The organism is Plantibacter flavus, assembly GCF_002024505.1.
GTDB classification, from domain to species: domain Bacteria; phylum Actinomycetota; class Actinomycetes; order Actinomycetales; family Microbacteriaceae; genus Plantibacter; species Plantibacter flavus_A.
Genome location: NZ_CP019402.1, coordinates 2,814,875 through 2,827,172, shown reverse-complemented (window position 1 = coordinate 2,827,172; position 12,298 = coordinate 2,814,875). Strand labels below are relative to the sequence as shown.

Below are 12,298 nucleotides of genomic sequence, written 5' to 3'. Positions count from 1 at the left end.
CACCGGTCGATCGGGGCGCTGCGCGGTCCGGAGGCGTCCCCGGACCGGGGCCGCCTCGGCGAGCGCTTGTCCGCCACCTGCGGTGCGTCATGAGCTGATCTTCAGCCGCCGCGATCTACGATGGTGCTCATGCCCGAGAACTCCGCCCCGTCCCTTGACGCCCCGCCGCTCGTCGGCGTCGTGATGGGCTCGGACTCCGACTGGAACGTCATGAGCGATGCGGCGCAGGTGCTCCGCGAATTCGGCGTGCCGTTCGAGGTCGAGGTGCTGTCGGCCCACCGCACGCCCGAGAAGATGATCGCCTACGGCAAGGCCGCCCATGGCCGTGGCGTGAAGGTCGTCATCGCCGGAGCCGGCGGCGCGGCGCACCTTCCTGGGATGCTCGCCTCCGTGACGACCCTGCCGGTCGTCGGCGTCCCGGTGCCGCTCTCCCGCCTCGACGGTCTCGACTCGCTCCTGTCGATCGTGCAGATGCCCGCGGGGGTGCCGGTCGCGACCGTGTCCATCGGCGGCGCGAAGAACGCCGCACTGATCGCCGTCAAGATCCTCGCCACGGCCGACGACGCCCTGCACCAGGCGCTCGTCGCCTACGCCGAAGCCCTCGCCGACTCGGTCGAGGAGAAGAACCGGAACCTCAAAGCGCAGCTATGACGAGTGCAGCCACCGCCGCGAAGCCGATGCGGTATCCCGACACCCGTTCACGCGAGGTGATGACGAAGCGTGCCTGGTGGCTCGTCGTCCTCAACCTCCTGATCCCCGGCTCCGCACAGGTGCTCGCCGGGAACCGGAAGCTCGGCCGGTTCGGCCTCGGGTTCACCCTCTTCCTGTGGCTGCTCGTCGTCGTCGGCATCGCCACGATGTTCCTCGCCCGCGAGGTGCTCTTCACCCTCGCGACGAACCCGATCGCGCTGACCGTCGCCCAGGTCCTCCTCGTCGCCTACGCGATCCTATGGGTCGTGCTGACGCTCGACACCCTGCGGCTCGTCCGCCTCGTGAAGGCCTCACCGAACGCCAGGCTCGGCGTCGCACTGTTCACGACCCTCGCCATGGTCCTGGTCGCCGGTGGCGCCGGGTACGGAGCGGTCGTCGCCGGTGCCACGCGCGGCTCGATCTCCTCCATCTTCGGCAACACGGGTCCCTCGGAGCCGCCGGTCGACGGCTACTACAACATCCTGCTGCTCGGTGGCGACGCCGGCCCCGACCGCGACGGCATGCGGCCGGACAGCATGTCGGTCGTCAGCATCAACGCCGAGACCGGGCAGGCGACGACGATGTCCATGCCGCGCGACCTCGTCGACGTCCCGTTCCCCGCGGGCAGCGAGATGGCGTCCCTGTACCCGGACGGCTACGACGACTCCTGCGATGTCGACGTCTGTCAGCTCAACTCGATCTACACCGAGATCGAGCTGAAGAACCCCGAACTGTTCCCCAAGGCGACGTCCGAGGCGAGTGAGCCCGGCATCGAGGCGATGAAGCAGGCCGCAGAGGGCATCACCGGGCTGCACATCCAGTGGTACGTCCTCATCGACATGTACGGCTTCGCAACGCTGATCGACACGCTCGGTGGAGTCGACATCGACGTCAAGGAGCGGCTCCCGATGGACGGCGACGCCGACCTCGAGAACGTCACGGCGTGGATCGAGCCCGGTCAGCAGCACATGGACGGCTGGACGGCGCTCATGTACGCCAGGTCGCGGCACTCGACGAGCGACTACGACCGCATGGAGCGCCAGCACATCCTGCAGACGGCGATGCTCAAACAGTTCAACCCGGCGAACGTCCTGGCGCGCTTCCAGGACGTGGCAGCCGCGGGCGGCGACGTCGTCAAGACCGATGTGCCGCAGGGCATGCTCGGCTACTTCGTGAACCTCGCGCTCAAGACGCGCGAGCTGCCGATCAACTCCCTGCAGTTCGTCCCGCCGACGATCGATCCGGAAGAGCCCGACTACTCGCTCATCCACCAGATGGTGCAGGATCAGCTGTTCCCGCCGTCGCCGAGCCCGGAGCCCGACGCCGGCTGAGCCCGGTCCCTGAGGCGGCTTCCCGGTCCCTGAGCCTGTTGAAGGGCGGTCCCTGCGCCGCTTTATCGGTCCCTGAGCCTGTCGAAGGGCTCAGCGCACGGTCGCGATGATCTCACCGTGCGGGACGGCGAACCATCCGTTGTCCGCGTCGACCCAGTCCCGCCACGCTGTCGAGATCAGCGCGAGGTCGGCGTCGTCCGCGATCCCGGTCTCGAGCGCCTGGGTGGCGAAACTGGAGGTTCGCGCCCGCTCGGACCACGCGCCTCCCCACCACTCCCTGTCCTCCGGAGTCTCGAACGACCAGACACTCGCGCTGCTCCGGATGTCCGCGAGCCCGGCTTCCATCGCCCAGGACTTGAGCCTGCTCCCGGCATCCGGTTCACCGCCGTTCGCCCTGGCGAGCTCCTGGTAGACCTCCATCCAGCGGCTGAGTCCGGGGGACAGCGGGTACCAGACCGCTCCGCCGTAGACGATCTCGCGCAGGGCGATGACGCCGCCCGGTCGGACCACCCGCCGCAGTTCGCGGATCACGGCGACCGGGTCGGCCACATGCTGGAGGAGCTGGTGGACGTGCGCGACGTCGACGCTGTCGTCGGCGAGGTCGAGTGCGTAGGCGTCACCGACGGTGAAGCTCACGTTGCCGATGCCGGCGGCGGCCGCGCGGGCTCGGGCGTCGGCCGTGACCTCGTCCGAGGCGTCGACGCCGATGACGCTGCCGGGCGCCACGAGGCGGGCGAGGTCGAGCGTGATCGTGCCCGGCCCGCTGCCGAGGTCCAGGACCTGGAGGCCTGCGTGCAGATGGGGGAGCAGGTGCGCTGCGGAGTTCTCGGCGGTGCGCCAGGAATGGGTGCGCAGGACACTGGGGTGGTGGCCGAGCGTGTAGCGCTCGCGAGCGGTCGATGAGGTCACCAATCAACCCTACGAGTGTCGGATCGCTCGTCCGCCCACGTTACGAACGGGCGGGTTCAGCGGTGTGGATCGACGCCGATCGTCAGCATTCCGGCCGGCTCAGATCTCCGCGTGCAGCTGCCAGACGCGTTCTGCGGAATCGCGCCAGCTGAAGGCCTGCTCGCGGTCCATGCCGAGGATGCGCAGGCGGGAGAGGCGTTCGCTGTCGCCGATGACGTCGTTGATGGTGGCGATGAGACGATCGGCGTACCCCTTGGCTCCGGACTCGACCACGACGCCGGCTCCACCGCCGACCTCGACGAGCGCCGGCACGTCGGAGTGGATGACGGGCGTGCCGAAGCGGAACGCCTCGACGAGCGGGAGCCCGAACCCTTCGGCGAGACTCGGGTAGACGAAGGCGGTCGCGCGGTCGAGGACGACGGCGAGGTCGGCGTCGTCGAGGAATCCGAGTGCACGCACCCGCCCCTCCGGCAGGCCGGCTTCATCGGCCACCTGGGCGAGGGTGACGTCGCCCCAGCTGTCGGTGCCGACGATGAGCAGCGGGAGGTCGGGGGCGCCGGGGCGGCCGAGGCCGGTGATGAGCTCCGTGATCCCGCGGCGGGGGTCGAGCGAACCGACCGACACGAGGTATTCGGACGGGAGGTCGAGCGTCCGTGCGCGCCCGTCTGCGTCGGTGGGGATGGTGAGTGTCGTCGCGGCCGCGCCGCCGATGACCCGGACACGATCGCCGAGATCGACGATGTCGCGCAGTTCGTCGGCGACCGCATGCGTCGGGACGACGATGGCGTCCGCGTGCTTCCGCGCCCGCTTGACCATCGCCTTCTGCCAGGCCACCGACATCGGCGTCAGTGACGAGGGGTGCGACCAGGCGAGCGTGTCGTGGATGGTGACGACGATCTGGTTGCCGTCGTTGATGCGATCGTGGCGGTTGAGTGGGGCGAGGAGCCCCGGGGCGTGCACCATGCCGTTCGCCGTCCCGGGTGCGACGATGCCGAGCTGCCAGGCGGCACTGAGCTCGCGACGCGGCAGCGTGGTGCGATGCAGCGCCGCCAGTCCGGGGAGCTTGGACTCCAGGAGGTCGATCTTCTCCTTCGGCACCGCCGAGACGATGCCCTCGACGTCGCATCCCGCCGGGGCGCTCGCGATGAGTTCCCGGGTGAGTTCCTCGGAGTATCGACCGACGCCACCGGCGACCGGCGCGACGATCTGGTCGACGACGACGCGCAGGGTGGTCACGGCGCCGTGACGACGCCGTGCTGCGTCGCTGCCTCGAAGGCCTCCCGCCAGTCACGCATCGGGGCGAGACCGGCGGTGGACCAGGCGTCGTGACCGAGCACCGAGTAGGCGGGGCGCGGGGCGGGGCGGACGAAGGCCGAGCTGTCGGTGGGGGAGACCCGTGCCGGATCCGCGCCGACCGCCGTGAAGACCGCCTGGGCGAACTCGTACCAGGAGGCCTGCCCGGCGTTGGTGCCGTGGTAGATACCGGCGGGTGCGTCGGCGTCGAGCAGCGCGACGATCTGCGCAGCGAGGTCGGCGGTCCATGTGGGCTGCCCCAGCTGATCGGTGACGACGGCCGGGTCGACGCCGTTCGCAGCCAGCTTCGCCATGGTCGCGGCGAAGTTCGGTCCGTTCTTGCCGTACAGCCAGGCCGTCCGGACGATGTAGCCGCCGTTCGGGTGCTCGGCGAGGACGGCTCGTTCCCCGTCGGCTTTCGTCCGGCCGTAGGCGCTGATCGGGGCCAGCGGGTGGTCCTCCTGGTACGGCGAGGTGGCGGAGCCGTCGAAGACGTAGTCGGTGGACACTTGGACGAGCTTCGCGCCGGCCTCCCGGGCGGCGACCGCGAGGTTGCGGGCGCCGACAGCGTTCACGGCGGCTGCGTCGGCCTCATGCGATTCGGCGTCGTCGACCTTCGTATAGGCGGCGGCGTTGATGACGGCGGTGTGACCCGCGACAGCGGCGCGGACGGCCTCGAGGTCGGTCACGTCCAGCTCGGCGCGACCGAGGGAGGTGACCTCGCGACCCGTCAGGGCCTCCTGCAGGTCGTGGCCGAGCATGCCGGAAGCGCCGGTGATCAGGTACGTCAAGATAGGGGTCCTCTCGGGAGTGGCCCGTTCATCGTACCCGGCTCGGTCGGGGAGGTCGCTGACCGGGCGGCGTCGGCCGGCGGCTCCTCGAACAGGGTCCGCTGGGCCTCCTCCACACGGGCGAGGTTGGCCAGGCCGTCCGCCCGGTGGTGCCCGTACACCCAGAACCGGTAGAGGAAGAAGCGGAAGAGGGTTCCGAGGCCCAGTCCGATGACGTTCGACGCGATGTTGTCGGCGAGCAGCGAGGTGAAGCCGAGCACGTAGTGGCTCATGGAGAGGCACCCGACCGCGATGGCCATCCCGCCCAGGGAGACGATCACGTATTCGCCGAGCTCCAGGATGAAGTTCTTCCGGCGGTGCTCGCGGAAGGTCCAGTACCGGTTGCCGATCCAATTGAAGACGATCGCGACCGAGACGCTGATGACCTTGGCGCCGATGGGAGACTGGGCGAGGTGGTCATGCCCGAAGACGCCGACCCGCAGCAGGTTGAACACGAGGACGTCGAGGCCGAAGCCGATGAGTCCGACGACGCCGAACTTCACCGCGTACGCGGCGACGCCGTCCCAGAGGCGGCGGAGCAGGGGGATCATGGCGGGCCGTTCTGTGCGCGGACACTCGATTATGCCTGAGGCGACCGGCAACCGGACCACGGCATCCCTCCGCAGGGCATCGTCTTGGTAGACTCCCCGGGTGCAGATCCGCGAACTGAACGTCCCCGACAGCTATGAGATCACGCCGAAGCAGTTCGGCGACGACCGAGGTGTCTTCCTCGAGTGGTACCGCTTCGACAAGCTCGAAGAGGCCTCCGGCCGGTCCATCAAGCTCGCTCAGTCGAACACCTCGGTGTCGAAGCGTGGCTCGGTGCGCGGCATCCACTTCGCGGACATTCCGATCGGCCAGGCGAAGTACGTCACGGCCACGCGCGGCGCCGTCCTCGACTACGTCATCGACATCCGCGTGGGCTCACCGACCTTCGGCCAGTGGGACTCGGTGCTGCTCGACGACACCGACCGCAAGGCCATCTTCATCTCCGAGGGCCTCGGTCACTGCTTCGTGGCGCTCACCGACGACGCCACCGTCAGCTACCTCGTGACCGACGTCTACCGTCCCGACCGTGAGCACGGCATCAACCCGCTCGACGAGCGGGTCGGTCTCGTCATTCCTCCGGAGGCAGGCACCCCGCTGCTCTCACCGAAGGACACCGAGGCCCCCGGCCTCGACGAGGCGGCCGCCGCCGGCCTCCTGCCGACCTGGGACGACGCCCGCGCCTTCTACCAGACGCTCCGGGGCTGACGCCCCGCGCCGTGAGGCCTGCCTGCAGGCCTCACGGCGTGAAGCGGTCGACGCCCTTCCAACCCCACCTGCGTGAGATCACCTTCCGCTGACGCTTCGGCAGTTCGTCTGCGGCGATCGAGTGGTCGAGCGACGTGACGACCGGTTCGCAGAGGGTGAGGACCCTGCTGCCCTGAGCCCACACCTTGGCGGCCAGGTCGAGTTCGGCGCAGTACTCGTCGAGCTCGGCGTTGAACCCGCCGACGGATTCGAAGACGGTCCGCTCGATCACCGCGAACTCCGCTGAGATCGCGCTGACCTCGCGGTTCACCGTGAGCGCGCCGTAGGTGCTGTCCGTTCCGGCGGGCCAGCCGCGGAAGGCATCGCGCAGATGGGTCTGCGACTTGCGATAGCCGGCGTGCTTCACCGTGCCGTCGGCGAACACGATGCGTCCCCCGACGAAGGCGACGTCGGGCTCGCCGAGGGCACCGGCGAGTCGCGAGACGGTGTCGGGCCCGAGCTGCGACAGGGATTCGCTCAACAGGACGAGCAGGTCACCACGCGCTTCGACGGACGCCTCGTGCAACAGCCGGGTCCGCTCCGACGCGGTCGTGCGGACGAACGAGACCGGGAAGCGTCCTGGAGGACGGGCGACCTCGGGGGGCGTCCGGCCTTCCGGCAGGGCGACGATGACCTCGACGACCTGTCCGGCCGCATCCGAGGCGTCGAGCTCGGCGAGGAGCTCGTCGAGGCGCGGACGCTGCGCGTCGGCGGCGACCAGGATCGAGATCGTCCGGTCAGGGCGGAGTCGGTGCCGCACGGCGTACGTTCCGAAATTGGGGCCGAAGGCGACGTCGGCCTCGATGCCGCGACGTTCGACGGCGGCGGTCACAGCCGCGAGGCCGGCGTCCCAGGCGTAGCTCTTCTCAGAACCGTTCAGCGCCGTGGAGCCGGGAACGGCACGCCAGTGGTAGAGCACCTCGGGGACATGGACGATACCCCGAGCCCGCTCGGTGAACCGCAGCACGAGGTCGTGGTCCTGGGAGCCGTTGTAATCCGTGTTGAAGGGACCGACCTCGCGGAGGAGGGAGGTGCGGAACACGGACAGGTGCGACGTGAACATCTGACCGAGCAGACGCTCGGGAGACCATTCCGGCTTCGCGAACGGGATGCGGTAATGGCCCTTGTCGGTCATCACGTCCTGGTCGGTGTAGACGTAGTCGACGTCGACGCCCTGCTGGATCGCCCGGTTCACCAGATCGAGCGCGCGCGGGTCGAGGGTGTCGTCGTGATCCAGGAGCGCGACGAACACGCCTCGGCTCGCATCGATGCCGGCGTTCGACGCCTCGGAGATGTTCCGGTTGTCCGGGAGTTCGACGAGGACGATCCGGTCGTCGGAGGCGGAACACGCGCGAGCCGTCTCGAGCGTCCGCGGGTCGGGTGACGCGTCGTCGACCAGCACCAGTTCCCAGTCGGTGTAGGTCTGCAGCTGCACGGAGGCGACCATCTCCTGCAGGAGGAACGGTGTCGTGTTGTACAGGGGAACGACGATGGAGAACTGCGGTCCAGCCTCGGATGCCGTCGGGCCTGCGGTCACGAGCGGCCTCCGCGGAGACGCTTCACGACGCTGAGCGGGCTCATCACTGCTGCGCCGATGCGCCACGTCCGTGACCCGGTGAACTCGCCCACGAGTCGCTCGTGGTCGCGTTCACGCTCAGCCGAGATGCGGAGGTAGAGCGATTCGAAGTAGTGCTGACCGACCCTCGCCTGCGCGAGCTCGTCCCGGAGCCGGAGGTTCTCCTGCGCGAGTGGCAGTCCGTCCAGGTCGAGCTTGGAGGCCGCCAGTCGTTGCTGAGCGTGTTCCGCCTCAGCGGTCGCCCCGGCGAGCGCATCGCGCAATCTCAGGATCTCGGCGCGCAGTCCACGCACGTCGTTCGTCTCGGCCACTGGTGCCGAAGCGCTGTCGCTCACGGTGTTCTCCTTTTGTCTTTGCTACGGTTGACAGGCTATCGGACCGATACGACCGGTCCGTCGGCGATCATTCAGGAACAGACGGCACCCAGCGAGCTGGACAGCGCAGCGCCGTCCGACCAGCCGACACCGTTTCGGCGACGACATCAGAGGAAAGTGACCGATGCGCGGCATCATTCTCGCCGGTGGATCCGGCACGCGGCTCTGGCCGATCACCAAGGGCATCTCGAAGCAGCTCATGCCGATCTACGACAAGCCGATGATCTACTACCCCCTGTCGACGCTCATGATGGCGGGGATCAAGGAGATCCTCATCATCACCACGCCCGAGTACAACGAGCAGTTCCGAGCCCTCCTCGGCAACGGTGACGATCTCGGCATCCGGCTCGAGTACGCCGTGCAGCCCTCGCCCGACGGTCTGGCGCAGGCGTTCATCATCGGTGAGGAGTTCATCGGCGACGAGAGCGTCGCCCTCGTCCTCGGCGACAACATCTTCCACGGCACCGGCCTCGGTTCGGCCCTCCGCAGTCACAACGACATCGACGGCGCGCTGATCTTCGCCTACCAGGTTGCAGACCCGAAGGCCTACGGCGTCGTGGAGTTCGACGACGACTTCAAGGCCCTCTCCATCGAGGAGAAGCCCGCGCAGCCGAAGAGCAACTACGCCGTGCCCGGTCTGTACTTCTACGACAACTCGATCGTCGAGATCGCGAAGACGATCGAGCCCTCCGCGCGCGGCGAGCTCGAGATCTCCACGGTCAACGAGCGCTACCTGGAGCAGGGTGACCTCCAGGTCCAGGTGCTCGACCGCGGCACCGCCTGGCTCGACACCGGCACCTTCGAGTCGATGATGCAGGCGTCCGAGTACGTGCGCGTCATCGAGGACCGCCAGGGCTTCAAGGTCGGCTGCATCGAGGAGATCGCGTGGCGTGCCGGGTGGATCGACGACGAGCGGCTCGCCGCCCTCGCCGCGCCCCTGGTGAAGAGCGGCTACGGCCGGTACCTGCAGACGCTCCTCGCGCAGGCGTGACCGGGCGGTGAGCCGCCAGCCCGTGGCGAGGCTCGCCGTCGTCACCTGCTACCGGCATCCCGATTACATCCGGGCGATCACGCTGCGTCAGGGGGTGGCCGACTCCGGAGTCGTCGGGGAGACGATCGTCGTCAAGAACACCCACCGCGGGGTGCTGCGCTACCTCGACGTCGCTCGGCAGCTCGTCCGACTCAGCCTGGCCGGTCGGCCGGACGCGTACCTGGTGACGTTCCGAGGGTACGAGATCCTCCCGATCGTGCTCCTGCTCGCCGGGCGCAGACCGGTCTACTACGACGAGTTCATCAATCCGGTGGAGTGGTTCGTCGACGAGCACCACAAGTTCCCGGAGCGGTCACTCCGCGCACGCGCGCTCCGCGGTGTCTATCGTGTGATGATGCGTCGGTGTGCCGGGGTGCTCAGCGACACGGCGTCGCACGCGCGATACTCGGCGGACCGCATGGGGCTCGACGTTGAACGGTTCAGCGTCGTGCCGGTCGGGAGCGATGAGGCGACGTTCCTGCCGCGACCGGAGCACCCAGGATCGGCTCGCTCGGTCTCGGACCCCTTCACCGTCCTCTACTACGGATCGATGTTGCCGCTGCATGGCTTGGAGACGGTGGTCGCCTCGGCGGCGCTGCTGCGGACAGACGAGCGGATCCGGTTCCTGTTCGTGGGCGGTGGGGAGCAGACCGCTCACCTCATCGCCGAGGCCCGAGCGCAGGGATCCGCCGCGGACCACCGTGACTGGGTCGACTACGCGGCGCTACCGGAGCTCTTCGGTCAGGTCGACCTGCTCCTCGGTGGCCCGTTCGGCGGGACCGTGCAGTCCCGGTTCGTCGTGACCGGCAAGACCATGCAGTACCTCTCGAGTGCTCGACCCGCGGTGGTCGGCGAGAACGAGGAGACCGGCGTCTTCACGGATCGGGTCGACGCGCTCGTCGTATCGCAGCGCGACCCAGCGGCCCTCGCCGAGACGATCGTCTGGGCGGCGGACCACCCCGACGAGCTCGATCGGATCGGGAGCCGGGGCAGGCTGCTGTACGAACGCCTCTGGTCCTCAGCCCGCGTCGCCGAGGCGGTCCGTGGTCTGCTGCTGGACGGCGGACCGCAGGTGGAGTGCCCCTGAGATGAGGAACAGCACCCCCAGGAACACGGCGTAGATCGCCCGGTCGGCGATCCCGGCCGCGACGATCGTGTCCGATGGGATGCCGTGGAGGTGCTGGGCGAAGTACAGGAACCCCTCTCGGATGCCGATCGCTCCCGGCGTCAGCGAGACGAACAGGGACAGGTTCGCGCTCGCCGCGTAGACGAGGGAGTGCATGAAGTCGTAAGGGCCGGCGACGGCGTTCACCTCGACGAAGTAGATCACACTCATGACGAGGGCCTGCACGACCGTGATCCCGGCGATCGCGGCGACCGTGCCGGCCTGGTCGGCGAGACCGAGCTTCCAGGTCGCCAGGACGACGATGGCCGCACCGATCGCGATCCCGAGTGCCGAGAGCCACGGGAAGGTCGTCAGGAACAGCAGGGAGGCGTTCACGGCGCCGAACACGAACAGGTAGAACAACGTCGCGGACGTGTAGTCGCGGAGGCGCACACCGACCGTGGTCTTCAGATACACGGCGCGGACGCCTGGCCCGGTCTGCAACGGGCCGAAGAAGTTCGCGACCGTCGAATAGACCGTCAGGCTCGCCCCCGGACCGACGGCGATGCGCTTCCCGCACAGTCGCACGGTGGTGATGAGGATCAGGAAGTGTGTCAGGAGCACCACGACGTACAGGCCGAACAGCACCGCGAGGTTGCCCCACCCGATCGAGAGCGCGTCCGCGAGCACATCCGGGTTGAGCCAGACGTAGACGATCAGGAAGACGGCGAATGCGATGAGCACCGCCACGCCGATGCCGCGCCGATGGGCCTTCACCCAGCCGACGAACGCCGAACCCGTGAACGAGGCCCACGCACGCCGACCGGCGCCGAGCGGATCAGTCGCCATACCGTTGCAGTTTCAGGTAGTCGAGCATCTCCTCGTTCAGCGTCCGGTTGATCCGCGTCAGGTCGGCGACGACGCCGATGGCGAAGGAGAGCAGCGACCCCATCAGGAGGGTCGCACCCACCAGGAGGCTCTGGAGATGGTTGCCCTGATCGTCGACGAGCATCAGAACCAGGTATCGCGCGAACGGGGTGAGACCCGCGAGCAGGAGGAGGACACCGAGACCGGCGAAGACGACGTACGGCCGGTACATGAGGTAGGCGCGCACGATGGCGACGCCTGACTGGTACATGTGCTCGCCGATGGACGAGAACAGCCGTGATTCACGAGTCTTGGGGTTGGTCCGGACGGGGATGCTCGTGATCGCCAGCCGCTTGTTGCCCGCCTGGATGATCGTCTCCATGCAGTAGCTGAACTTCGTCACCACGTTCAACCGGATGAGCGAGTACTTCGAGTACGCGCGGAATCCGCTCGCGGCATCCGGAAGGGTGGTCTTCGCCGCCTTGTTGACGACGAAGCTCCCGAACCGCTGCATGGCCTTCTTGAATGGCGAGAAATGCTCGATCAGCGCCGTCTGACGGTCGGCGACGACGATCTCGGCCTGCCCTGCCAGGATCGGCTGGACGAGGTCGCCGATCCGGTCCTGCGGGTACTGGTTGTCGCCGTCGGTGTTGACGACGATGTCGGCGCCGTGGAGCAGCGCGTAGTCCACGCCGTCCCGGAACGAACGGGCGAGTCCCATGTTGGTCGCGTGCCGGACGAAATGGGTGACCCCGTGTGCTTGAGCGACCTCGATCGTGCGGTCGGTCGAGCCGTCGTCGATCACCAGGATCTCGATCTCGTCGACCCCGGGGATGGAACTCGGGATGGATTCGAGGACCGCTGGTAGTGTCGCCTCCTCGTTCAAGCAGGGGATCTGGATGAACAGTCGCACGTCGTCCTCTCGCTGGCCGTCTCGCAGCTGTCCATTATCCCCGATCGTCTCCGCCGAGTTCGTTCCGAAGGACCGAGCAGGCATAAT

At 68.2% G+C, this 12,298-nt stretch carries 13 protein-coding genes; 5 read left to right on the top strand and 8 right to left on the bottom strand.

What is annotated here, in order from left to right; genetic code table 11:
- Positions 1-129 precede the first annotated feature (129 nt).
- Positions 130-651: a 5-(carboxyamino)imidazole ribonucleotide mutase gene (gene purE / locus BWO91_RS13175; protein ID WP_079003980.1), complete on the top strand. Its 522-nt coding sequence runs from the start codon at positions 130-132 to the stop codon at positions 649-651.
- Positions 648-2,021: an LCP family protein gene (locus BWO91_RS13170; protein WP_240555496.1), complete on the top strand. Its 1,374-nt coding sequence runs from the start codon at positions 648-650 to the stop codon at positions 2,019-2,021. Before purE ends, BWO91_RS13170 begins: the two co-directional genes overlap by 4 nt.
- A 90-nt stretch (positions 2,022-2,111) precedes the next feature.
- Here BWO91_RS13170 and BWO91_RS13165 read toward each other — a convergent pair whose 3' ends face one another.
- The 4 genes from BWO91_RS13165 to BWO91_RS13150 form a co-directional block, all read right to left on the bottom strand.
- Entirely contained in the window at positions 2,112-2,930 is an 819-nt protein-coding gene (locus BWO91_RS13165; protein WP_079002853.1) for a class I SAM-dependent methyltransferase, read from the bottom strand.
- A 99-nt stretch (positions 2,931-3,029) separates the two neighbouring features.
- Positions 3,030-4,166, bottom strand: coding sequence for a glycosyltransferase family 4 protein (locus tag BWO91_RS13160; RefSeq protein WP_079002852.1), 1,137 nt, complete (start codon positions 4,164-4,166; stop codon positions 3,030-3,032).
- Positions 4,163-5,014, bottom strand: a complete 852-nt coding sequence (rfbD, locus tag BWO91_RS13155; protein ID WP_153303463.1) for a dTDP-4-dehydrorhamnose reductase — start codon at positions 5,012-5,014, stop codon at positions 4,163-4,165. The genes BWO91_RS13160 and rfbD overlap by 4 nt, the downstream gene beginning before the upstream one ends.
- Complete coding sequence (locus BWO91_RS13150; RefSeq protein WP_079002851.1) at positions 5,011-5,604, bottom strand: GtrA family protein; 594 nt, start codon at positions 5,602-5,604, stop codon at positions 5,011-5,013. Before BWO91_RS13150 ends, rfbD begins: the two co-directional genes overlap by 4 nt.
- Before the next feature lie 100 nt (positions 5,605-5,704).
- Between BWO91_RS13150 and BWO91_RS13145 the strand changes: the two genes are divergently transcribed.
- Positions 5,705-6,307: a dTDP-4-dehydrorhamnose 3,5-epimerase family protein gene (locus BWO91_RS13145; protein WP_079002850.1), complete on the top strand. Its 603-nt coding sequence runs from the start codon at positions 5,705-5,707 to the stop codon at positions 6,305-6,307.
- A 31-nt stretch (positions 6,308-6,338) separates the two neighbouring features.
- On the opposite strand, the gene BWO91_RS13140 is transcribed toward BWO91_RS13145, so the two are convergent.
- Positions 6,339-7,883, bottom strand: a complete 1,545-nt coding sequence (locus tag BWO91_RS13140) for a glycosyltransferase (RefSeq protein WP_167620479.1) — start codon at positions 7,881-7,883, stop codon at positions 6,339-6,341.
- Entirely contained in the window at positions 7,880-8,257 is a 378-nt protein-coding gene (locus BWO91_RS19690; RefSeq protein WP_153303462.1) for a hypothetical protein, read from the bottom strand. Before BWO91_RS19690 ends, BWO91_RS13140 begins: the two co-directional genes overlap by 4 nt.
- A gap of 163 nt (positions 8,258-8,420) precedes the next feature.
- Here BWO91_RS19690 and rfbA point away from each other — a divergent pair, with 163 nt between their 5' ends.
- Positions 8,421-9,287, top strand: coding sequence for a glucose-1-phosphate thymidylyltransferase RfbA (gene rfbA / locus BWO91_RS13135; protein WP_079002848.1), 867 nt, complete (start codon positions 8,421-8,423; stop codon positions 9,285-9,287).
- Positions 9,288-9,294: 7 nt separating this feature from the next.
- Positions 9,295-10,413, top strand: coding sequence for a glycosyltransferase (locus BWO91_RS13130; protein WP_153303461.1), 1,119 nt, complete (start codon positions 9,295-9,297; stop codon positions 10,411-10,413).
- Here the strand turns inward: BWO91_RS13130 and BWO91_RS13125 are convergent.
- Both BWO91_RS13125 and BWO91_RS13120 read right to left on the bottom strand, forming a co-directional pair.
- On the bottom strand, positions 10,345-11,280 hold the full coding sequence (locus tag BWO91_RS13125; protein ID WP_079002846.1) for a lysylphosphatidylglycerol synthase domain-containing protein: 936 nt from the start codon (positions 11,278-11,280) through the stop codon (positions 10,345-10,347). The two genes, BWO91_RS13130 and BWO91_RS13125, sit on opposite strands and share 69 nt — an antisense overlap.
- Complete coding sequence (locus BWO91_RS13120; protein ID WP_079002845.1) at positions 11,270-12,211, bottom strand: glycosyltransferase family 2 protein; 942 nt, start codon at positions 12,209-12,211, stop codon at positions 11,270-11,272. Before BWO91_RS13120 ends, BWO91_RS13125 begins: the two co-directional genes overlap by 11 nt.
- Between the last annotated feature and the right edge of the window lie 87 nt (positions 12,212-12,298).

Excerpts from the sequence above, each read along its gene's own strand:
- purE (WP_079003980.1), top strand. The coding sequence starts at position 130 with ATGCCCGAGAACTCCGCCCCGTCCCTTGACGCCCCGCCGCTCGTCGGC.
- BWO91_RS13170 (WP_240555496.1), top strand. The coding sequence starts at position 648 with ATGACGAGTGCAGCCACCGCCGCGAAGCCGATGCGGTATCCCGACACC.
- BWO91_RS13150 (WP_079002851.1), bottom strand. The coding sequence starts at position 5,604 with ATGATCCCCCTGCTCCGCCGCCTCTGGGACGGCGTCGCCGCGTACGCG.
- rfbA (WP_079002848.1), top strand. The coding sequence starts at position 8,421 with ATGCGCGGCATCATTCTCGCCGGTGGATCCGGCACGCGGCTCTGGCCG.
- BWO91_RS13125 (WP_079002846.1), bottom strand. The coding sequence starts at position 11,280 with ATGGCGACTGATCCGCTCGGCGCCGGTCGGCGTGCGTGGGCCTCGTTC.